General features: G+C 69.5%; 20 protein-coding genes and 1 pseudogene. 8 read left to right on the forward strand and 13 right to left on the reverse strand.

The genetic code is table 11. From position 1 onward, the window contains the following. The first annotated feature begins 25 nt into the window (after positions 1–25). The 3 genes from dalD (at position 26) to E9536_RS34915 (ending at position 4,085) form a co-directional block, all read left to right on the forward strand. Complete coding sequence (gene dalD / locus E9536_RS34905; RefSeq protein ID WP_136472368.1) at positions 26–1,450, forward strand: D-arabinitol 4-dehydrogenase; 1,425 nt, start codon at positions 26–28, stop codon at positions 1,448–1,450. Between the two features lie 83 nt (positions 1,451–1,533). Beyond that, on the forward strand, positions 1,534–3,015 hold the full coding sequence (gene xylB / locus E9536_RS34910; protein WP_060206935.1) for a xylulokinase: 1,482 nt from the start codon (positions 1,534–1,536) through the stop codon (positions 3,013–3,015). A gap of 122 nt (positions 3,016–3,137) precedes the next feature. Continuing rightward, positions 3,138–4,085 (forward strand): sugar-binding transcriptional regulator, encoded by a 948-nt coding sequence (locus tag E9536_RS34915; protein ID WP_034195854.1) that lies wholly within the window; start codon positions 3,138–3,140, stop codon positions 4,083–4,085. 75 nt (positions 4,086–4,160) lie between these two features. Here E9536_RS34915 and E9536_RS34920 read toward each other — a convergent pair. From E9536_RS34920 to E9536_RS34930, 3 genes and pseudogenes are all read right to left on the reverse strand, one after another. After that, positions 4,161–4,352: pseudogene (locus E9536_RS34920) on the reverse strand (helix-turn-helix transcriptional regulator); the annotation flags it as partial. A 96-nt stretch (positions 4,353–4,448) separates the two neighbouring features. Further along, positions 4,449–5,660, reverse strand: coding sequence for an MFS transporter (locus E9536_RS34925; RefSeq protein ID WP_136472372.1), 1,212 nt, complete (start codon positions 5,658–5,660; stop codon positions 4,449–4,451). Then, positions 5,657–6,853, reverse strand: coding sequence for a serine hydrolase domain-containing protein (locus E9536_RS34930; RefSeq protein ID WP_136472374.1), 1,197 nt, complete (start codon positions 6,851–6,853; stop codon positions 5,657–5,659). Before E9536_RS34930 ends, E9536_RS34925 begins: the two co-directional genes overlap by 4 nt. Before the next feature lie 114 nt (positions 6,854–6,967). On the opposite strand from E9536_RS34930, the gene E9536_RS34935 reads away from it, so the two are divergent. Further along, positions 6,968–7,852: a LysR family transcriptional regulator gene (locus E9536_RS34935; RefSeq protein WP_021159534.1), complete on the forward strand. Its 885-nt coding sequence runs from the start codon at positions 6,968–6,970 to the stop codon at positions 7,850–7,852. A gap of 13 nt (positions 7,853–7,865) precedes the next feature. On the opposite strand, the gene ugpC is transcribed toward E9536_RS34935, so the two are convergent. From ugpC to E9536_RS34975, 8 genes are all read right to left on the reverse strand, one after another. Continuing rightward, complete coding sequence (ugpC, locus tag E9536_RS34940; RefSeq protein ID WP_059554412.1) at positions 7,866–8,975, reverse strand: sn-glycerol-3-phosphate ABC transporter ATP-binding protein UgpC; 1,110 nt, start codon at positions 8,973–8,975, stop codon at positions 7,866–7,868. Between the two features lie 69 nt (positions 8,976–9,044). Beyond that, the gene (locus E9536_RS34945) at positions 9,045–9,728 is read right to left on the reverse strand and encodes an HAD family phosphatase (RefSeq protein ID WP_060286268.1); all 684 of its coding nucleotides are present in this window, start codon (positions 9,726–9,728) and stop codon (positions 9,045–9,047) included. After that, complete coding sequence (locus tag E9536_RS34950; RefSeq protein ID WP_021159531.1) at positions 9,725–10,576, reverse strand: carbohydrate ABC transporter permease; 852 nt, start codon at positions 10,574–10,576, stop codon at positions 9,725–9,727. The genes E9536_RS34945 and E9536_RS34950 overlap by 4 nt, the downstream gene beginning before the upstream one ends. Beyond that, entirely contained in the window at positions 10,573–11,526 is a 954-nt protein-coding gene (locus E9536_RS34955) for a sugar ABC transporter permease (RefSeq protein WP_021159530.1), read from the reverse strand. The genes E9536_RS34950 and E9536_RS34955 overlap by 4 nt, the downstream gene beginning before the upstream one ends. Positions 11,527–11,640: 114 nt before the next feature. Continuing rightward, entirely contained in the window at positions 11,641–12,966 is a 1,326-nt protein-coding gene (locus E9536_RS34960; RefSeq protein WP_021159529.1) for a sugar ABC transporter substrate-binding protein, read from the reverse strand. A gap of 396 nt (positions 12,967–13,362) precedes the next feature. Then, the gene (locus E9536_RS34965) at positions 13,363–14,724 is read right to left on the reverse strand and encodes a D-tagatose-bisphosphate aldolase, class II, non-catalytic subunit (RefSeq protein ID WP_136472376.1); all 1,362 of its coding nucleotides are present in this window, start codon (positions 14,722–14,724) and stop codon (positions 13,363–13,365) included. Further along, a complete protein-coding gene (locus E9536_RS34970) occupies positions 14,712–15,668 on the reverse strand; it encodes a sugar kinase (RefSeq protein WP_027789249.1) in 957 nt (318 codons plus the stop codon). Before E9536_RS34970 ends, E9536_RS34965 begins: the two co-directional genes overlap by 13 nt. A 96-nt stretch (positions 15,669–15,764) precedes the next feature. Further along, complete coding sequence (locus E9536_RS34975) at positions 15,765–16,541, reverse strand: L-iditol 2-dehydrogenase (protein WP_060312455.1); 777 nt, start codon at positions 16,539–16,541, stop codon at positions 15,765–15,767. 328 nt (positions 16,542–16,869) lie between these two features. On the opposite strand from E9536_RS34975, the gene E9536_RS34980 reads away from it, so the two are divergent. Genes E9536_RS34980 through E9536_RS34995 form a run of 4 tightly spaced genes read left to right on the forward strand, consistent with a single transcriptional unit; the run spans position 16,870 to position 19,982 of the window. Next, positions 16,870–17,331 carry a Fur family transcriptional regulator gene (locus E9536_RS34980; protein WP_011546084.1) on the forward strand — a complete coding sequence of 154 codons (462 nt, stop codon included), beginning with the start codon at positions 16,870–16,872 and terminating at the stop codon, positions 17,329–17,331. 47 nt (positions 17,332–17,378) lie between these two features. Further along, a complete protein-coding gene (locus tag E9536_RS34985) occupies positions 17,379–18,302 on the forward strand; it encodes a zinc ABC transporter substrate-binding protein (RefSeq protein WP_136472378.1) in 924 nt (307 codons plus the stop codon). 14 nt (positions 18,303–18,316) lie between these two features. Beyond that, a complete protein-coding gene (locus E9536_RS34990) occupies positions 18,317–19,207 on the forward strand; it encodes an ABC transporter ATP-binding protein (protein WP_059692641.1) in 891 nt (296 codons plus the stop codon). Further along, entirely contained in the window at positions 19,200–19,982 is a 783-nt protein-coding gene (locus E9536_RS34995; RefSeq protein WP_027789245.1) for a metal ABC transporter permease, read from the forward strand. Before E9536_RS34990 ends, E9536_RS34995 begins: the two co-directional genes overlap by 8 nt. 131 nt (positions 19,983–20,113) lie before the next feature. Here E9536_RS34995 and fghA read toward each other — a convergent pair whose 3' ends face one another. Both fghA and E9536_RS35005 read right to left on the reverse strand, forming a co-directional pair. Next, positions 20,114–20,962, reverse strand: a complete 849-nt coding sequence (fghA, locus tag E9536_RS35000; RefSeq protein ID WP_027789244.1) for an S-formylglutathione hydrolase — start codon at positions 20,960–20,962, stop codon at positions 20,114–20,116. Between the two features lie 16 nt (positions 20,963–20,978). Beyond that, a complete protein-coding gene (locus E9536_RS35005) occupies positions 20,979–22,085 on the reverse strand; it encodes an S-(hydroxymethyl)glutathione dehydrogenase/class III alcohol dehydrogenase (RefSeq protein WP_006483756.1) in 1,107 nt (368 codons plus the stop codon). Positions 22,086–22,125: the final 40 nt, after the last annotated feature.

A 22,125-nucleotide genomic window follows, 5' to 3' on the forward strand; every position in this document is an offset into this window, starting at 1 on the left:
ATCTGGCACGAACAGGAGACACCGGATGAGCGCATCGCCCTCCGCCCGCACGCCCGTGCTGCTGCACATCGGCGCGGGCTCGTTTCACCGCGCGCACCAGGCGTGGTATCTGCATCGCGTGAACGCGGCCGTGCCGCCCGACGAGCGCTGGTCGCTGACCGTCGGCAACATCCGCGACGACATGCGCGCGACGATGGACGCGCTGGCCGCGCAGCACGGCGAATACACGCTCGAAACCGTCACGCCGCAAGGCGAGCGCGCGTACGAGACGATCCGCGCGATCACGCGCGTGCTGCCCTGGTCGATCGATCTCGCCGCGCTGATCGACGCCGGCGCCGATCCGGCCTGCCGGATCGTGTCGTTCACCGTCACCGAAGGCGGCTACTACCTCGACGAACACAACCGGCTCGACGTCGCGAATGCCGATCTCGCGGCCGACCTGCAGGGTGCGCGTACAACGCTGTACGGCGCGCTCGCGGCGCTGCTCGCCGAACGCGTGAAGCGCGGCGCGGGCCCGCTCACGCTGCAGAGCTGCGACAACCTGCGCAACAACGGTGCGCGCTTTCGTGCGGGGATGCGCGAATTCCTCGAGCGGCGCGGGCAGGCCGACCTGCTCGCGTGGTTCGATGCGAACGTCGCGACGCCGAGCGCGATGGTCGACCGCATCACGCCGCGCCCGACCGCCGACGTGCGCGAGCGCGTGCTGGCCGCCACCGGCATCGACGACGCATGCCCGGTGATGGGCGAATCGTTCATCCAGTGGGTGATCGAGGACCGCTTCGCGGCCGGCCGGCCGCGCTGGGAGCTGGCCGGTGCCGAACTCGTCGACGACGTGCACCCGTACGAGGAAGCGAAGATCCGCATCCTCAACGCGACGCACAGCTGCATCGCGTGGGCCGGCACGCTCGCGGGCCACACGTATATCCACGAAGGCACGCATGACGCGGCGATCCGGCGCTTCGCGCACGACTACGTGACGCAGGACGTGATCCCGTGCCTGACGCCGAGCCCGCTCGATCTCGCGCGCTACCGCGACGTCGTGCTCGAACGCTTCGGCAACCCGTACGTACTCGACACGAACCAGCGCGTCGCGGCCGACGGCTTCTCGAAGATCCCCGGCTTCATCGCACCGACGCTCGTCGAATCGTTCGCACGCGGCGCAGCGCCGGTCGCCACAGCCGTGCTGCCCGCGCTGTTCCTGCGCTTTCTCGAACGCTGGGCGCGCGGCACCTTGCCGTATGCGTACCAGGACGGCGTGATGGACGAAAGCGCCGCGCGTGCGATCGTCGGGGCCGGCCATCCGGGGGCCGGCCATCCGGAGGCCGACGACCAGGTCGCCGCGCTGTGCGCAAGCCGCGCGCTGTGGGGTTCGCTCGCCGGCAACGCGGCGCTGTTCGAGGCATTGCGCGCCGGGCTCGCGCGGGTCGATGCATGGCTCGCGGCGCGCTGACGCGCATTGGGGCGAACCTGCCTTGGCACGTGCACGGCCGCGCGGCTAAAGTAGCGAGTCCCCACTGACGGAACGGATCGCTCATGTATCTCGGCATCGACCTCGGCACTTCGGAAGTGAAGGTGCTGCTGCTCGCCCCGGACGGCACGGTCGTCGGCACCGCCGGCTCGCCGTTCACCGTGTCGCGGCCGCATCCGCGCTGGGCCGAACAGCATCCGGACGACTGGTGGCAAGGCACGCTCGCCGCGCTCGCTGCGCTGCGCGAACGGCATCCGCAAGCGTTCGCGGCCGTGCGCGGCATCGGCCTGTCGGGCCAGATGCACGGCGCCGTGCTGCTCGGCCGCGACGACCGCGTGCTGCGCCCCGCGATCCTGTGGAACGACATGCGCAGCGCCGACGAATGCGCGCTGCTCACCGAACGCGCGCCCGATCTCCACGCCCTCGCCGGCAATCTCGCGATGCCGGGCTTCACAGCGCCGAAACTGCTGTGGGTCGCGAAGCACGAGCCCGATGTGTTCGCGGCCACTGCCTGCGTGCTGATGCCGAAGGACTACCTGCGGTTCCGGCTGACCGGTGCAAAGGTGTCCGATCCATCGGACGCAGCCGGCACGCTGTGGCTCGACGTCGCGCGCCGCGACTGGTCCGACGCACTGCTCGCCGCATGCGGAATGACGCGTGACCAGATGCCGCGCATCGTCGAAGGCAATGCGCCGTCCGGCACGCTGCGCGCGGACATCGCGCGCGAACTCGGGCTGTCGGAGGCGGTCGTGGTAGCCGGCGGCGGCGGCGACAACGCAACGAGCGCGCTCGGCATCGGTGCGATCCACGCAGGCGACGGCTTCGTGTCGCTCGGCACGTCCGGCGTGCTGAGCGTGGTCGGCGATCGCTTCATGCCGAACCCCGCATCGGCCGTGCATGCGTTCTGCCATGCGATTCCCGACCGCTGGCAATTGATGAGCGTCGTGCTGTCGGCCGCGAGCTGCCTTCGCTGGGTCTGCAAGCTGACCGGCACCGACGAGCCCGCCCTGCTCGCCGAAGTCGAGGCGCTCGACGCCGACGCGCTCGCGACGGCCCCGCTGTTCCTGCCCTACCTGTCCGGCGAGCGCACGCCGCACAACGATCCGTACGCACAAGGCGTGTTCTTCGGGATGACGCATGCGACCGAACGCGCGCATCTCGGCTACGCGGTGCTCGAAGGCGTGACGCTCGGCCTCGCCGACGGTCTCGACGCGCTGCATGCGGCCGGCGTCGAAACCGCCCAGCTGTCGCTGATCGGCGGCGGCGCGCGCAGCGCGTACTGGGCACAACTGATCGCCGATGCGCTGAACGTGCGCACGCGCCAGCACGGCGGCGGCGAAACGGGTGCGGCGCTCGGCGCGGCGCGGCTCGGCTGGCTGGCCGTCGGCGGCGATCCGCATGCGGTGCTGGCCAAGCCGCCGGTGCGGGCCGAATACACGCCGGATGCCGCCCGCCATGCGCTGCTGCGCGAACGCCTCGATGCGTTTCGTTCGCTGTACCGCCACGTGCGGCCGCTGTACGAACCGTCGCGCGCACGGCTCGCGTAAGCGCCGCCCGTCACGCGTGCCGGCCGTCGGCCGCATGCGCGACATGCGGTACAGTGGATGCCGTCATGCGGCCCGCCGGCCGGCCCGCGGGCGGCCCCCCAGCTCCGAACCGAATCGCTATCGTGTCCAAGTCCTCAGAAAAACTCGATCTCGCCACGCGTGCCGCGTGGCTCTACTACGTCGCGGGCGACACGCAGAACGAGATCGCGGAAAAGCTGCAGGTGTCGCGCCCGGTCGCGCAGCGCCTCGTCGCGTTCGCGGTCGAGAAGAACCTGATCCGCGTGCGCGTCGACCACCAGCTCGCCGACTGTCTCGACCTCGGCGCGCAGTTGTCGAAGCGCTACGGCCTCGCGATGTGCGAAGTCGTGCCCGTCGATGCCGATGCGCCCGACGCGATCGACCGCAAGCTGGCCGTCGCCGGCGCGCAGGTGATGGAGCGCTACCTGAACGAAACGCGGCCGATGGTGATCGCGGTCAGCAGCGGCCGGACGCTGAAGGCCGCGGTCGCACAGATCGCGCAGATCGACCGACCGCAGCACCGCCTCGTGTCGATGGTCGGCGCGATCGCGGCCGACGGTTCGTCGAACCGCTACGACGTCGCGCAGTACATCTCCGAGAAAACCGGCAGCAAGCACTTCCTGCTGCCCGCGCCGCTGTTCGCCGACAGCGCCGCCGAGCGCGCGCAGTGGTGCAATCACCGGCTGTACCGGATCGTCGAGGCGCTGTCGGGCCAGGCCGACGTCGCGTTCGTCGGAATCGGCAACATCGGCCCGCACTGCCCGCTCTACGAAGACGGCTTCATCACCGAACAGGAGCGCGACGAGATGACCGCGCTCGGCGCGGTGGCCGAACTGCTCGGCGTGCCGATCGACGCGCAAGGCAAGCTGATCGATGTGTCGACCGGCACGCGCGTGACGAGCGTGTCGCTCGCCACGCCGCCGAAGCGCCCGACGATCGCGTTCGCGGGCGGCCCGAAGAAACGCGATGCGGTGATCGCCGCATTGCGCGGCGGCTGGATGTCGGGGCTCGTCACCGACGAGACGTGCGCGAGGGCGGCGCTGGAAGCGTAGCCGGCGTGCCGGCTTCCCGTCACCGCATGCGGTCGCCGCACGGCGGATCGCCGACGCGTGCGGACAAACCGGGCATCACTGCAGAAACCCGGGCATCGTGGCCTTCATGACGGCCTCCGCCTTGTTGGCCGCACGAAGCTTGCGCATCACGTTCATCAGGTGAAACTTCGCAGTCCGGTCATAGATGGACAGAATCAATCCGATATCGGCATACGTCTTGCCTGCCGCAGTCCATTTCAGCACCTCCTTCTCGCGCGCCGTCAGCGTCTGGCACACCTCCGGCATCGCCATGGCAACGACGAGGCGCGCGCCAGGACGGCGCCGGGCATGCGGGCAATCTGAATCGCGCCCGCACCTGCAAACTCACGCGGCGCGCGGCGCCGGAAACGCATGCCGGCGAGCCCGCCATGCGCCGACCCACGCGGCCGCCAGCAGCGCGACGAGCACCCACGGAATCGCGCCCGCCCCGGTTGCGCCGAGCAGCATCCCGCCCGCGATTCCGCCACCCGCGATCGCGAGGTTCCACACCGTCACGAGCATCGACTGCGCGACATCCGCCGCCTCTCCCGCGGCGTTCGCGGCGGCCGTCTGGAACAGCGTCGGCGCGCCGCCGAACGCGAGCCCCCACAGCGCGACACCCGCATAGACGATCGCCATGCCGGAACCGGCGCCGAGCATCGCCGCCGCGATGGCGAACAACGCGATGCTGGCGAGCGTCAGCCGCCGTTGCGCGACGCCGATCCACGCGCCCGTCAGCGCGATGCCGACCAGCGACGCGATACCGAACACGAGCAGCACCGCATCGACCTGCGCGCCCATCCGCACGCCCGCGAGAAACGGCGCGACGTACGTATACAGCATGTTGTGCGCCAGCACGTACGCGAACATCACGGTCAGCACCGGCCGCACGCCGGGCAGCGTCATCACGCCGAGCACCGGCTCGCGCGCGCCGGCCTGCTGCCCCGGATAATCGGGCAGACGCCAACGGATCCAGCCGATCAGCACGAGCGCCGCGAGCGTGATACCCGCGAACGCGACGCGCCACCCGAGCGCCGCGCCGAGTGCGGTGCCGGCCGGAATGCCGATCGACATCGCGACCGGCGCGCCGAGCATCGCGACCGCGATCGCCCGGCCACGCAACGAGGCATCGACCATCCGGCTCGCGTAGCCGGCGAGCAGCGCCCACAGCAGCCCGGCCGCCATCCCCGCGACGAAGCGCGCGGCGAGCGTCAGCGCGTAGTACGGCGACACGGCCGTCAGCGCATTCGAGACGACGAAGCCGGCCAGCGCCGCGAGCAGCAGCGTGCGCCGGCGCATCGCGCGCGTCGCGGCGACGAGCGGAATCGCCGCGACGATCGAGCCGAGCGCATACACGGTCACGAGCTGGCCGATCAGCGCCTCGGGCACGCGCAGGTCGGTGCTCATCAGCGGCAGCAGGCCGGCCGGCAGCGCCTCGGTGAGAATCGTGATGAACGCGGCCGTCGCGAGCGCCAGCAGGTTCGCAACCGGCAGGCGCGCGCCGGCCTGCACCGGCTGAACGGCCAGCTCGTCTTCGATCGTCGTGCAGTCGCTCATGCCGCGCTCCCGGTTTCGACGCCGTAGACCGCATCGCGCACCGCGGTCACGATCCGCCCGTCGAGGCCCTCGTACAGCGTGTTGGTCAGTGCGACGGCCGTCAACCCCGCCGCGCGGTCGACGAACCACGTGTGCCCGTACGCGCCGCCCCCGCGCCAGGTGCCGACCGACTCCGGCGACTGCGCGGCCACCGGATCGCGCAGCACCGAGAACCCAAGCCCGAAGCCGAAACCGGGCGCATCCCGCAGTTCGCCCGCACCCGGCTGGACGCGCGCCATCTCGTCGACCCATGCGGGTTCGAGCCAGCCGTCGCGGCCCGTGCGCAGCGCGTCGAGCAGCGTCACGCAATCGCGTGCGGTGCCGACCATCCCCGCGCCGCCCGACGGCCACGCATCGGCATCGAACACGCGCGCCGGCTCGAAGCGGATGCCGATCGTGCCGTCGAACACCGGCACGAGATCGACGTCCGCCATCCGGCGCGGAGCGCCCGGCGTGCTCACGTAAGGCGTCGCGACGCGTGCGGCGTCGTGCGCGACGAACGCGGTGTCGGTCATCCCGAGCGGTGTCGTGACGAGCGCGGCAACCGCGTCGGCGAGCGGCCGCCCGTCGACTGCCTCGATCAGCGCGCCGACCACGTCCATCGAGAGCGAATAGCCCCACGACGTACCCGGCGCGAACTGCAGCGGCACGCTGGCGATGCGCCGCAGGTTCTCGGCGAGCGAGAGACCCGAGCGGTCCATTCCGTCGGACACGCCGGCGCGTGCATACGGGCCGTCGCCGTCCGCTTCGAGGAAGCGGTAGCCGAGGCCGGCCGTATGCGACAGCAGATGACGCAACGTGATGACGGCAGGCGTGCCGTCGGCCAACGTCGGGCGGAATCCGGGCAACGAGCGGGCGACCGGTTCGTCGAGCGCGATGCGCCCCGCCGCGACCAGCCGCATCGCGGCGGCCGCCACGACCGGCTTCGTGACCGACGACAGGCGGAACAGCGCGTCGTCCCGCATCGGCGTGCCGGCTTCCCGATCGGCAAGGCCGACGGCGCGCGCATAACGCAGCTCGCCGTCCTGCGCGACCAGCACGACCGCGCCGACCATGCGCGCGTCGGCGAGCGCGCGATCCAGCGCGTCGTCGAGCCGGTGGCGCAGCGCGGCGTCCGGTTCCACGCGCAAGGCGGTGACAGGCAGGGATGACATGACGTGACCTCTCGACAATGAACGAGCGCTCATCGTAGGGAGCCGACGCAAGAAGAAAAACCGGGGTAGAGTTCCGGACAATCCGGACGCCGGCGTCCGCAATCGGAAACTCGCATGGAAAACCTCGGCGGCTTCGTCGTGTTCGTTCAGGTCGCGGAAACGCGCAGTTTCGTCGCGGCCGGACGTGCGCTCGGGCTATCGGCTTCGGCGATCGGCAAACGCATCGCGCGGCTCGAGGCGCGGCTGAAGGTGCGGCTCTTTCACCGCAGCACGCGCAGCATCACGTTGACCGCCGAAGGCACGCGCTTTCTCGAACGGTGCCGGCGCGTGATCGCCGAGCTCGACGCGGCCGAGCAGGAACTGACACACAGTGCCGAAGCGCCACGCGGGCGCTTGCGCGTGAGCCTGCCGACGATCGGCACGCTGCTGCTGCCGGTGCTCGCCGATTTCATGGCCGCGTATCCGGAGATCGAGCTCGACATCGATTTCAGCGACCGGCTCGTGGACGTCGTCGACGAAGGGTTCGACGCGGTGCTGCGCACCGGCCAGCCCTCGGATTCCCGGCTGTCGTCGCGGCTGCTCGGCCACTTCCGCCAGCACCTCGTCGCGTCCCCCGGCTATCTCGACCGGCACGGCACGCCGCGCACGCCGGCCGATCTCGCGCAGCACCGCTGCCTGCACTACCGTTTCCCGACCAGCGGCAAGCTCGAGACCTGGCCGCTGCGCGTGCCGCGCGCGGGCACGCCGCCCGAAGTGCCGGTCGCGATGGTCAGCAACAGTGCGGAAGCGCGCCTGTGCTTCGCGCTGCGCGGGCTCGGCATCGCCTGCCTGCCCATCTTCTTCGTGCGCGAGGCGCTCGCGGACGGCACGCTGCGCGCGGTGCTCGACGAACACGTCGCGAGCTGCACGCCGGTCTACGTGCTGTGGCCGTCGGGCCGTCACCCGACGCCGAAGCTGCGCGCGTTCGTCGATTACATGGCCGCGCACCTGCCGCTGTGACCGCGGCCGGCCGTCATGCGGCCTTCGCGTGCACGCTCAGCCGGCGGAACGCCTGGCCGTGTTCGTCGAACAGGTGGCAATGCTCGGCCTGCGCGTGCACGTGGAGCGCCTCGCCGGTGCGGTACGTGTCGAGCGGCGGAATCCGCGCGATCAGCCCGTCCGGCGCAACGGCCGACTCCGCATACAGGTACGCGGCATCGCCGAGCGATTCCACGGCCATCGTCCGCGCGGCCACGCCGGTGGCCGCCGCTTCGACCTTCAGGTGCTCGGGCCGCACGCCGACCGTCACCGCCGCGCCGCGCTGCAGCCCCGCCGCCTCGACCGCGACGCGCTGCGTCTCGCCGCTGTCGAAGCGCACGAGCACGCCGCCTGCATCGACCGAATCGACGGTGCCCGTCAGGAAGTTCATCTTCGGCGACCCGATGAAGCCCGCGACGAACTGGTTCGCCGGCGCGTGGTAAAGCTCGTTCGGCGTGCCGACCTGCTGCACCGCGCCGCCCGACAGCACGACGATCTTGTCCGCGAGCGTCATCGCCTCGACCTGGTCGTGCGTCACGTAGATCATCGTCGTCTTCAGCTCGTCGTGCAGCCGCGCGAACTCCAGCCGCATCTTCACGCGCAGCGCCGCGTCGAGGTTCGACAGCGGCTCGTCGAACAGGAACACCTTCGGCTTGCGCGTGATCGCGCGGCCGATCGCGACACGCTGCCGCTGGCCGCCCGACAGCTGCTTCGGCTTGCGGTCGAGCAGATGGTCGATGTGCAGGATCTTCGCGGCGTTCTTCACGGCCTGGTCGATCTCGGGCTTCTTCGCGCCGGCGAGCTTCAGGCCGAACGCCATGTTGTCGTACAGCGTCATGTGCGGGTACAGCGCATACGACTGGAACACCATTGCGATGCCGCGCTTCGCGCTCGGCACGTCGTTGACCTTCGCGCCGTCGATCAGCAGGTCGCCGCTCGAGATGTCCTCGAGGCCCGCGATCATCCGCATCAGCGTGGATTTTCCGCAGCCGCTCGGGCCGACGAACACGACGAATTCGCCGTCGGCGATGTCGAGGTTCACGTTGCGCAGCACTTCGGTTTCGTCGTAGCGCTTCGCGATGTTGCGCAGGAGCACGCTTGCCATGATCTGTCTCCGTTCGTTCGTGATGCGTGATGCGCCGCGTCGGACGCGGCGCGCAATCGTTCGTGGTTGCTAGTTCGGCAGCACCGCGCCGGTCGCCTGCCAGCGCGCGACGTAGCCGGGCAGTTCGTGCATGTCGTCGAATACGTGACGCGCGCCGATCCCGCGCAGCGCGTCGATCTGCGCGGCCGACGCATGCCCGCCGCCGACGAAGCCGAGCACGGTCATGCCGGCCGCGGCGGCCGCGGTGATGCCGGTCGCGCTGTCCTCGACCACGAGGCACTGCGCAGGCACGACGCCGAGCGTACGCGCGGCCGCGAGATACACGTCCGGCGCGGGCTTCGGCCGTGCGACGGCATCCGCGCAGAACAGCCGGTCGCCGAAGAAGCGCGCGAGGCCCGTGCGCGCCAGCGCCGCCTCGACGTAGGCGCGGTAGCTGTTGCTCGCGCAGGCCGTCGTCAACTGAATCGCGTCCAGCGCCGCATCGATGCCGTCGACCATCGGCGCGTTGACGGCCGCCGCCTCGACCGCGCGGCGGATCGCGTCGACATCGCCGGCCGACAGCGTGCGCCCGACGGCGTCGCCCGCGCCAGCCAGCACGCGCTCGATGCGCAGCCCGAGCAACGGCATCACGGCCGGCCGGGCATCGATGCCCGGCCAGCGCGCGTCGAGCTCGCGCACGATCACGTCGGCCGCCACGGCCTCGCTGTCGATCAGTACACCGTCGCAATCGCAGATCAGGACGTTCGCGCTCATTTGACGGCTCCGAACGTGAGCCCGCGCACGAGCTGCTTCTGCGACAGCCAGCCGACGATCAGGATCGGCGCGACCGCCAGCAGGGAAGCTGCGGACAGCTTTGCCCAGAACAGCCCTTCGGGGCTCGAGTACGACGCGATGAACACGGTGAGCGGCGCGGCGTTCGAGCTCGACAGGTTGATGCTCCAGAACGCTTCGTTCCACGACAGGATCACGAGCAGCAGCGCGGTGGAGGCGAGCCCCGGCAGCGCCATCGGCATCAGCAGGTAGACGATCTCCTGCCACGTCGACGCGCCGTCGATGCGCCCGGCTTCGAGGATGTCCTTCGGGATCTCGTTGAAGTACGTGAAGGTCATCCACACCGCGATCGGCAGGTTGATCAGCGTGTAGACGATCACGAGGCCCGACACGGTATCGAGCAGCCCCGCGTTTTTCCACAGCAGGTAGATCGGCACGAGCACGCCGACCGACGGCATCATCTTCGTCGACAGCATCCACAGCAGCACCTTCTGCGTGCGGTGGTTCGGGAAGAACGCCATCGCGTACGCGGCCGGCACCGCGAACAGCAGCGAGATCACCGTGACGCCGGCCGAGATCAGCACCGAATTCCAGGCGAATGAAAAGTAGTTGCTGCGCGCGAATACCTCGCGGAAGCTGTCGAGCGTCGGCACGAAGAACAACGTCGACGCATACGCCTGCTGCTCGGTCTTGAACGCGGTGATCGCCATCCAGAAGATCGGGAAGAACAGCAGGAGCGCGATCAGCCACGCGAGCGTGCCGGGCAGCGCACGCCGCACGAGGTCGAACACGGCCGGCACGCGCCGGCCTTCGAAGGTCAGGTCGCTCATTTCTCGTACTCCCCCTTCAGGTTGCGCGCGAGCATCCGCACCAGGAAGAACGACACGACGTTCGCGACCACGACGGCGATGATGCCGCCCGCGGACGCGAGGCCGACGTCGAACTGCTGCAGGCCGAGCGCGTAGATCAGGTACGACAGGTTGGTCGTCGCATCGCCGGGGCCGCCGCCGGTCGTGGTGTAGATCTCCGCGAAGATCGACAGCAGGAAGATCGTCTCCATCATCACGACCACGGCGATCGCGCGCTTCAGGTGCGGCAGCGTGATGTAGAAGAACATCGCGATCGGGCCCGCGCCGTCGATGCGCGCGGCTTCCTTCTGCTCCTGGTCGAGCGACTGGATCGCGGTGAACAGGATCAGGAACGCGAACGGCAGCCACTGCCACGCGACGATGATGATCACCGCGGTGAGCGGGTAGTCGGCGAACCAGTCGATCGGCGTCATCCCGAGCGCGCGCATCGCGTTCGCGACGAGCCCGTACACAGGGTGCAGGATCATGTTCTTCCAGATCAGCGCGGACACCGTCGGCATCACGAAGAACGGCGCGATCGCGAACAGGCGCGCGACGCCCTGCCCGTAGAACTTGCGGTCGAACAGCACGGCCATCAGCACGCCGCCGACCACCGTGATCGCGAGCACCGCGCCGATCAGCACGAGCGTGTGCCAGATCGCGGGCAGGAACGACGGATCGGTCGCGAGGAAGCGGTAGTTGTCGAGCCCGGCGAAACCTTTCACGTCCGGGTTCAGCAGGTTGTAGCGCGAGAACGAATACCAGATCGTCATCGCGAGCGGAATCGACATCCACAGCAGCAGCACCGCGACGGACGGCGAGACGAGCCAGCTCGCGCCGCCGCGTGCGCGGCGCGGCGCGCCGGGCGGCGACGACGCGTCGCCGACCGACGGCGCATGAGCATGGCTCAGGGGAAGACGTAAATGACGCATGATCGGCGTTCCTCCGGTTGATGCGCGGGCGCGAACGGCCCGCCCGCCTTTCGGCTTCGCCGGCCCGCGGCATGTGCAACGGCGCACGCCGCGGGCCGCGTGACTGCCGGCGCGTTACTTCTTGTAGCCGGCCTGCCGCACCGCGCGGTCGGCGGCGGCCTGCCCGGCGGCGAGCGCCTGGTCGACCGTCATCTGGCCCGCGACCGCACCGGCGATCGACTGGCCGACCACCGTGCCGAACGACTGGAATTCAGGAATCCCGACGTACTGCACGCCCGTGTACGGCACCTTCTTCAGCGACGGATCGTTCGGATCGGCCGTCTCGATCGCCTTCAGCACGAAGTCAGAGAACGGCGCGGCGGCCTTGTACTCGGGACGCTGATACGTCGACGTGCGCGTGCCCGGCGGCACCGACGCCCAGCCTTCGTCCTTGCCGACCATCTCGATGTACTGCTTCGACGTCGCCCATGCGATGAACTTGCGCGCGGCGTCCTGCTGCTTCGACGTCTTCGGCACGGCCAGCGCCCACGCCCACAGCCAGTGCGAGCCCTTCGGCGTGGCGGCGACCGGCGCGGCCGCGAAGCCGATCCTGTCGGCCACCTGCGACTGCTGCTTGTTGTAGAGCATCCCGGCCGCGACCGTCGCGTCGATCCACATCGCGCACTTGCCCGATGCGGTGAGCGTCAGGTTCTCGTTGAAGCCGTTCGAGCTCGCTCCCGGCGGGCCGTCCTTCTTCAGCAGGTTCACGTAGAACGTGATCGCCTTCTTCCATTCCGGCGACGTCAGCTGCGCATTCCAGTTCTCGTCGAACCAGCGCCCGCCGAACGTGTTCACGACCGTCGACACGTACGCCATGTTCTCGCCCCACCCGGCCTTGCCGCGCAGGCAGATTCCGTAGGTCCCCTTCGCCTTGTCGGTGAGCTTGTCCGCGAACTCGGCGATCTGGTCGTAGGTCGGCTGGTCGGGCATCTTCAGCCCCTTCGCCGCGAACAGGTCCTTGCGGTAGAACGTCATCGAGCTCTCGACGTAGAACGGCAGCGCGTACAGCTGGCCGTTGTACGACAGGCTGTCGCGCGCGGTCTTCACGATGTCGTTCAGGTCGTAGTCGGCGGGCAGGCCCGTGATCGGCGCGAGCCAGCCGCGCTTGCCCCACTGCGGCGTCTCGTAGGTGCCGATCGCCATCACGTCGAACTGGCCGCTGCCGGTCGTGATGTCGGTCGTCGCGCGCTGGCGCAGCACGTTTTCCTCGAGGATCACCCAGTTCAGCTTGATGTCCGGGTTCGCCTTCTCGAACGCCGGCGACAGCTTCTTCAGCTCGATCATGTCGGGATTGTTCAGCGTCGCGATCGTCAGCGTGCCGGCGGACGCGGCGCAGGCCGCCGTCGCGAGCGCGGCTCCGGCGAAGCAGCGTGCGGCGGCGTCGAGCATCTTTCGTTGCATGGCATGTCTCCTGTGTTTGTTAGGGTCTGTTTCCATATGGAACGCACATGCGTTGCCACGAGAACGGCCGCTCGCGAGGCGCGCGACGCTGCGAATACTGGACGTATTCGCAAGGAGCGCAACGCGGCAAGCGGCCGTTCTCGTGGCAACCCCAAACTAAAAAAATACATTCCACGGGAATGCCCGAAATCGCCCACATGGCGGCGTCGCTCGTCGCTTGTCCCCCAAGGGGACTTCCTGCGGGGCGTTTGGCTCGGCCAAACGGCGCTCCTCACTTCTTGCCTGCGCCCCGTTAGGAAGTCCCCTTGGGGGACGAGCGATTTCGGGCATTCGCATGTGCGTTCCATATGGAAACAGACCCTAGTGTCGTCGGTCCTGCGTTTCCTTCGCGGCCCGTCACACCGGCCGCTGCATTCCGCACGCGCGCGCATAGTGCGCGATCACGTCGCGTATCCGGTGGCGCACCCACGCGCGCGGCTCCTTCGTGAGCCCGCCCGTGCGGCACGCCGCGTAGACATCCGGCAGCCACTGCGCGACGAGCGTCTCCGGCACCGGCTGCCGCGCGAGGTTGTCGAACAGTTGCTCGACCGCTGCCGCGACGGCCGGCTGCAGCCAGTAGTAGCGAATCCGGTCGCTGTAGCTGAACTGGCGCGCGAGCCGCTGCTCGGTTTCGTCGCCGCGGTAGTACGGCGCCCAGTGCTCGGGCTGCGCGCGCATCGCGGCGTCGACCACGTCGCGCAACCGCGAGCGCTGCCCGGCGTCGCCGGTCAGCGCGTCCTCGATGAAGGTCAGCGCAAACAGCGCCTCGCGCAGCGCGAACGTGAGTGCGGGGCCGACCTTCAGCACCGCGAAGTGGTCCCGCACGAGCGCGGCGAGTGCCCCCTCGGTCTGGTAATCGGTCGAATGCGCCTCGAACACGAGGCGCGGTGTCTGCAGGATACTCGCGCCGAGCGCCGCGGCCTTCGCGCTGTCGTAGTCGAGCACGTGGCGATCGTCGAAGTCGACGCCCGGCTGCGCGACGATCGCGACGACGCGCGCCCACGCGTCGTCGAGCCCGGCCGCCGCGAACGCGGCGCGGTGCGCATCGAGCGTCGCCGCGATGCTGTCGCTGCGCGTGACCGCGATCTGCGCGATCGCCGCATCGCCGTCGTGGCCGTTGTTGCCGCTGACTTCACCGCCCGGCGTCGGCACCTCGGTGCCGATCACGTAGACGGGCGCGATGCCGGCGCGCGCCGCCGCGTCTTCCGCCACGCAGCACAGTTCGGCCGCGCGCGCGGCGATCGTGCGATCGTCGAGCCGCACCGGATCGTCCGCGCACGCCATGCTCGCATCGAGGTGGATTTTTTCGAAGCCGGCTTCCACATAGGCGGCGACCATCGTGCCCGCCTCGCGCATCGCATCGGCCGCGCGGCGGTGCCGCCACGGGTTCGGCCCAAGATGGTCGCCGCCGAGCACGAGCGCCGACGGCGCCAGCCCGCAACGCCGGGCGATCGCGTCGACGTCGCGGCGGAAATCGGCGGGCGTCATGCCCGTATAGCCGCCGAGATGGTTCACCTGGTTGCAGGTCGCCTCGATCAGGAGCGGCGAGCCATCCGCGCGCGCCGCTTCGCACGCGGCCTCCAGCACGAGCCGGTGCGCGCTGCAGATCGAATAGATGCCGCGCTGCGCGTCGGCGCGGTTCGCATCGAAGATCATCCGCAGCACGGCGTCCGCATGGGCGGTGCGCGGGCGTTCGGCGAAGGTCGTCAGGCCGGACATGCGATACCTCGTTCGGTCAGGAAGCGGTCGATCTCGGCCGCGCTGCTGTTGCCTTCCATCGGGCCGCGCCGCGTGACCGCGATCGCGCCGGCCGCGTTCGCGCGGCGCAATGCGGCATCGATCGGCACGCCCGCGACGAAGCTCGCCACGAGCGTGCCGCCGAAGCAGTCGCCGGCGCCGGTCGGGTCGATTTCGTCGACCTGAAAGGCCGGTGCTTCGACGCGGTCGGCGCGGTCAAATGCAACGCTGCCTTGCGCGCCGCGTTTCAGCACGACACGCTCGAGCAGCGGATGCGTCGCGAGCAGGCCCGCGATCGCACGCTCGGCCGGCTGCGGCCCGCAGAAGAACGGCAAATCGGCCTCGCTCGGCATGAACAGGTGGCACGCGGCGAGCATCGTCTCGAGCGCCGCGCGCATCGGGCGAAAGCTCAGCATCTCGGGGCGCACGTTCGGATCGAACGACACCTTCGCGCCGGCCCGCGCGGCCTCGATCACGCCGCGCTGCACGGCCGCGATCGCCGATTCGCTCGTCAGCGACGAGCCCATCACGTGGAAATAGCGGCAGCCGTCGAACATCGCGGTATCGACGTCGGACGCATCGACGCACGCGGCCGCACTGGTGGACAGACTGTAGACGAAGCTGCGCGAGCCGTCGTCGCGATACGCGACGAACGCGGTGCCGGTCGGACGCGCGACGCGGCGGATGCGCGCGACGTCGACACCATCGCGCTCGAGCCGCGCGACGATCGCGTCGCCGAACGCATCGCGGCCGACGCAGCCCGCATACGCGACGCGCGCGCCGAGCCGTGCGGCCTGGTCGGCGAAGATCGCCGGCGCGCCGCTCGGGAACGGCCCGGCGAACAGGCCCGGCGCGTCGAAACCCTGGCCGCGCTCGGCGGCGACGAATTCGGCCAGCAGTTCGCCGGCGACGACGATCTCGGCCATCAGGCGTGCCCTCCCCGTTCGACGGTGGCCGCGGTGAGCGGCGCGGCCGCCCCGTCGCAGGCCGGCCGGCAGGTGACGCGTGCGAGCGGCGCCACGTCAGCTCATCCAGTTGCCGCCGTCGACGTTCAGCGTCTGGGCGGTGACGTAGTCGGCGTCGGACGACGCGAGGAACAGCGCGGCGCCCGTCAGGTCGCCCGGCACGCCCATGCGGCCGAGCGGCACGGCTTCGCCCACGAGCCGCTTCTTCTCGCCGAGCGGCCGGTTCTCGTAGCGCGCGAACAGCGCATCGACCTGCTCCCACATCGGCGTGTCGACGACGCCGGGCGCGATGCCGTTCACGTTGATCCGGTGCGGCGCGAGCGCGAGCGCGGCCGACTGCGTGTAGCTGATCACCGCGGCCTTGGTCGCGCAGTAGTGCGAAACGAGCGCCTCGCCGCGACGCCCGGCCTGCGACGACATGTTGACGATCTTGCCGCCGCGCCCCTGCTCGACCATCCGCTGCGCGACGGCCTGCATCAGGAAGAACAGCCCTTTCACGTTGACCGCGAACAGCCGGTCGAACACGTCCCACGATTCGTCGAGGATCGGCCGCATGTCGAACAGCGCCGCGTTGTTGAACAGGATGTCGACGCCGCCGAAGCGCTCGACCGCCGTGGCGACGATGCGCTCGATGTCGTCGCGGCGCGTGACGTCCGCGGTGACGGCCACCGCGCGGCCGGGGTTCGTTTCGATGAGCCGCGCGAGCGAGCCGCTGGCAGGCTTCAGGTCGACGAGTACGCAGCGGGCGCCCTCGTCCAGATAGCGTTGCGCGACCGCCTCGCCGATGCCGCTTGCGGCGCCCGTCAGGATCGCGACCTTGTCTTCCAGTCTCACTGGCTGTCTCCGGTTCGTTCTGCTTTACGACGGCCGCGAGATGAACTAACGCTCGCCGACCGATCAATTGCTCTGTTGTTGATCGAATGATCGGATACGCGATTCGCGCTGTCAAGGCAACATGACGGCTTTCTATGATGCGCTGCGGCACAACGGCGCACCGCGGCGGCCCGCCACGCGCGCCCGGCAAGGCGCGGCGCGCGCGGTGCGGCGCGGTCGGATCGGCGATGAAGGGGACGGAGCGAGGACGAAAAGGGGAATTCGCGCTGCACGGCGCGGCGATACGTTATATCATCGCCATACTTCGTTTCACGCCCAGCTTCACGCCATGGCTACCTCATCGTCCATTGACGCCCGGCTGTCCCGGGCCGACGCATTCGCCGCCGAGCACGGGCTCGCGTGGACGCCGCTGCGCCGCCAGGTCTACGAACGCGTGCTGGCCGCGCAGCGCCCGATCGGCGCGTACGACCTGCTCGCCGAGCTCGAGCCGCAGCGCGGCCGCGTGCCGCCCACGACCGTCTACCGCGCGCTGGATTTCCTCGTCGAGCACGGCTTCATCCACCGGATCGAATCGAAGAACGCGTTCTTCGCGTGCTGCGAGATCGGCGTCCCGCACGAAGGCCAGTTCCTGATCTGCGATTCGTGCGGCGACACCGTCGAGATTCCCGGCGGCGACCTCGCGAAGCAATTGTCCGCGAGCGAGCCCGCGCACGGTTTCGAAGTCCACCATCAGGTCGTCGAGCTGAGCGGCCTGTGCGGACACTGCAAGCGCAAGCCCGCGCAACGCTGACGCGTATCGGGCGGCACACGCGCCGCCCCCTTCCAACGAGGAGTTCCATGCCCATTGCCCTGAAGCGCGCGCCGCGGCGCGCCCTGACGCCTGTCCGCTGGCTCGCCGCTGCCGTCTCCGCGGCCGCCGCGCTGTCGCTCGCGGCGCCCGCGTTCGCGCAGGCCGCGACCGTCAACGTCGTCGCCGCCGAGAATTTCTACGGCGACGTCGCGTCGCAGATCGGCGGCAGCCATGTCGCGGTGACGAGCATCCTCAGCAATCCCGACCAGGATCCGCACCTGTTCGAAGCGAGCCCGAAGACGGCCCGCGCGCTCCAGCACGCGCAGGTCGTGATCTACAACGGCGCCAACTACGATCCGTGGATGAGCAAGCTGCTCGGCGCGTCGAAGCAGGCGAAGCGCGCGACGATCGTCGTCGCCGACCTGGTCGGCAAGAAGGCCGGCGACAACCCGCACCTGTGGTACGACCCGGCGACGATGCCGGCCGCCGCACGCGCGATCGCGGCCGAACTCGGCCGCGCCGATCCGGCGAACAAGGCCGAATACGATGCGAACCTGCAGAAGTTCGTCGCGTCGCTGAAGCCCGTCGACGACAAGGTCGCCACGCTGCGCGCGCAGTACAAGGGCGTGCCGGTGACGGCCACCGAGCCGGTGTTCGGCTACCTGTCTGACGCGATCGGCCTCGACATGCGCAACCAGCGCTTCCAGCTCGCGACGATGAACGACACCGAAGCCAGCGCGCAGGACGTCGCCGCGTTCGAGAACGACCTGCGCAAGAAGCAGGTACGCGCGCTGATCTACAACAGCCAGGCCGAAGAACCGATGACCAAGCGCATGCTGAAGATCGCACGCGACGGCGGCGTGCCGACCGTCAGCGTCACCGAGACGCAGCCGGCCGGCAAGACTTTCCAGCAATGGATGGCCGGCCAGCTCGACGCGCTCTCGGCCGCGCTCGCCGCCGGCAAGAAATAAACAACCGTAACGCCATGACCGCCACTCCCCACGCACTCGCCGTCGATCGCGTCACGCTCGAACTGGGCGGACGCACGATCCTGCGCGACGTCAGCTTCGCGATCGAACCCGGCGAATTCGTCGGCGTGCTCGGGCCGAACGGCGCGGGCAAGACGACGCTGATGCGCGCGGTGCTCGGCCTCGTGCCCGTGTCGGCCGGCACGCTGTCCGTCGGCGGCGTGCCGGTCGTACGCGGCAACGCGTCGATCGGCTACATGCCGCAGATTCGCAGCGGCCTCGCGAACCGCCGGATGCGCGGCTACGACTTCGTCGCGATGGCCGCCGACGGCCACCGCTGGGGGCTGCCGCACACGAACGCGGCGACGCGCCGCGACGTCGACCGCGTGCTCGATCTCGTCGGCGGCCCGACGCTTGCCCGCCGGCCGCTGTCGGAACTGTCCGGCGGCGAGCGGCAGCGCCTGCTGCTCGCGCAATGCCTGCTCGGCAGCCCGAAGCTGCTGCTGCTCGACGAGCCGCTGATCAGCCTCGACCCGAACCACCAGCGCGGCGTCGTCGAGCTCGTGCGCAACGTGCAGCGCGAGCTCGGCATCACCGTGCTGTTCTCCGCGCACGAACTGAATCCGTTGCTGAACGCGCTCGACCGTGTGCTGTATCTCGGCAACGGCGTCGCGGCGCTCGGCACCGTCGACGAGGTGATCACGAAGCCCGTGCTGTCGCGGCTCTACGGATCGCCGATCGACGTGATGCGCGTGAACGGCAAGATCTTCGTGATGTCGGGCGACGTCGAGATCGAGAAGCACGACCACGAACACGAGGACGACGACGGCCACTCGCACGGCGGTGGCGGCGGCCACGGCCATCACCACCACGGACACGCTCATCCCGGGCACTCGCACGATGTTTGAATACGACTTCATGATCAACGCCTTCGCGGCGTCGGGGATCGTCGCGGTGCTCGCGGGCATCGTCGGCTACTTCCTGGTGCTGCGCGGGCAGACCTTCGCCGGCCATGCGCTGTCGCACGTCGGCTTCACCGGCGCGACGGGCGCGGTGCTGCTCGGCATCTCGCCGATCTGGGGGATGGTCGGTTTCACGCTCGCGGCCGGGATCGGGATGGGCGCGCTCGGCGAAAAGCTCGCGGGCCGCGACGTCGCGATCGGCGTGATCCTGTCGGGTGCGCTGGGTTTCGGCCTGCTGTTCCTGCATTTCTACACGTCGTTCGCGACGCAGGTCACCGCGCTGCTGTTCGGCAACGTGCTCGCGGTGAGCCACGACACGCTCGCGGTGCTCGCCGGCATCGGCGCCGTGAGCCTGCTCGCGCTCGCGCTGATCGCGCGGCCGCTGCTGTTCGCGTCGCTGCAGCCCGAACTGGCCGAAGCCAAGGGCGTGTCGCTGCGCACGGTGTCGATGCTGTTCCTCGCGGTGTGCGCGCTCGCCGTGGCGGCGGCCACGCAGATCGTCGGCGTGCTGCTGGTGTTCACGCTGCTGGTCGGGCCGGCTGCCGCCGCGCAGAACGTGACGACGCGGCTGTCGACCGGCGTGCTGCTCGCCGCGCTGTTTGCGTTGTTCGAAGCATGGCTCGGCATCGTGCTCGCGTATCACACCGACTGGCCGACGAGTTTCTGGATCACCGCGCTGTCGGCGCTCGTGTACGGCGCAAGCCTGTTGCGGCGCCACTGATCGACGCCCGACGACCATGAAAAACGCCGGCGTGCCCGAGGGCAGCGCCGGCGTTTTTTCATGCACCCGCTCGGGCGGCGCGCCGTGTGTCGCCGCGTGCCGCCGTGTGCGTTATGTGCTCCCCTTCCCGCTCATCGCGCGAGCACGCGCGCGTGATGCGCGATGTGATCGGCGATGAACGTCGAGATGAAGTAGTACCCGTGGTCGTAGCCCGGATGGCGGCGCAGCGTCAGCGGCTGGCCGGCCTTCGCGCACGCGGCTTCGAACACGTCGGGGTTGAGCTGGTTCGCGAGGAACTGATCCGCGAGGCCCTGATCGACGAGGATGCCGTCCGCGAACTTCGGCGCATCGGCGCGCGCGACGAGTTCGCTCGCGTCGTGTGCCTTCCAGGCGTCGCGATCGGCGCCGAGGTAGCCCGAGAACGCCTTCTCGCCCCACGGGCAGCGTGTCGGCGCGGCGATCGGCGCGAACGCCGATACCGACCGGTACAGCCCGGGATGACGCAGCGCAAGCGTCAGCGCGCCGTGCCCGCCCATCGAATGACCGAAGATCCCGAGCCGCGCGCCGTCGATCGGCAGTTCGGCCGTGACGAGTTCGCGCAGCTCGCGCGTCACGTACGACTCCATCCGGTAATGCGCGGACCACGGCGCTTCGGTCGCGTCGACATAGAAGCCCGCGCCGACGCCGAAGTCCCACGCGTCGGTCTCGCCCGGCACGCCCGCGCCGCGCGGGCTCGTGTCCGGCATCACGAGCGCGATGCCGTGCTGCGCCGCGTATTGCTGCGCGCCGGCCTTGATCGCGAACGTCTCGTCGGTGCACGTGAGCCCCGCGAGATAGAACAGTGCCGGCACGCGGCCGTGCGCGGCCTGCGGCGGCAGGTACACCGAGAACTTCATCGGCAGGCCGATGGCCGCCGAATCGTGACGGTAGAAACGCTGCTCGCCGCCGTGGCACGCATGCGAGGAAACGAGTTCGAGCATCGCGGTGCGCTCCCGGTCAGTACAGCACGACCGAACGGATCGACTCGCCGGCCTTCATCAGGTCGAAGCCTTCGTTGATCCGCTCGAGCGGCAGCGTATGCGTGATCAGGTCGTCGATGTTGATCTTGCCTTCCATGTACCAGTCGACGATCTTCGGCACGTCGGTACGGCCGCGCGCGCCGCCGAACGCCGAGCCCTTCCACTCGCGGCCCGTCACCAGCTGGAACGGACGCGTGCTGATTTCCTCGCCCGCTGCCGCCACGCCGATGATGAACGACTGGCCCCAGCCCTTGTGCGTGCACTCGAGCGCCTGGCGCATCAGCTTCACGTTGCCCACGCATTCGAACGAGTAATCCGCGCCGCCGTCGGTCAGCTGCACGATGTGGTCGACCACGTTCTCGACTTCGTTCGGGTTGATGAAGTGCGTCATCCCGAACTTCTTCGCGAGCTCGACGCGCTTCGGGTTGATGTCGACGCCGATGATCTTGTCCGCGCCGACCATCTTCGCGCCCTGGATCACGTTCAGGCCGATCCCGCCGAGGCCGAACACGACGACGTTCGCGCCGGCCTCGACCTTCGCCGAGTACACGACCGCGCCGACGCCCGTCGTCACGCCGCAGCCGATGTAGCAGATCTTGTCGAACGGCGCGTCCTCGCGCACCTTCGCGACCGCGATTTCCGGCACGACGATGTAGTTCGAGAACGTCGACGTGCCCATGTAGTGGAACAGCGGCTTGCCGTCGAGCGAGAAGCGCGACGTCGCGTCGGGCATCAGGCCCTTGCCCTGCGTCGCGCGGATCTTCTGGCACAGGTTGGTCTTGCGCGACAGGCAGAACTTGCACTCGCGGCATTCGGGCGTGTAGAGCGGAATCACGTGGTCGCCCTTCCTCACGGTGCCGACGCCGGGGCCGACGTCGACCACGACGCCCGCGCCTTCATGGCCGAGGATCGCCGGGAAGATCCCTTCCGGATCGGCGCCCGACAGCGTGTAGTAGTCGGTGTGGCAGATGCCCGTCGCCTTCACCTCGATCAGCACTTCGCCTGCGCGCGGCCCTTCGAGATCGACTTCCTCGATCGTCAGCGGTGCGCCCGCCTTCCATGCAATCGCGGCTTTCGTCTTCATCGTGTGACTCCTGTCTGTGTGTGAGGTCGGCCCGGGTTCG

Origin of the sequence: Burkholderia sp. LS-044, from assembly GCF_004803625.1 — a bacterium.
Lineage (GTDB): Bacteria > Pseudomonadota > Gammaproteobacteria > Burkholderiales > Burkholderiaceae > Burkholderia > Burkholderia cepacia.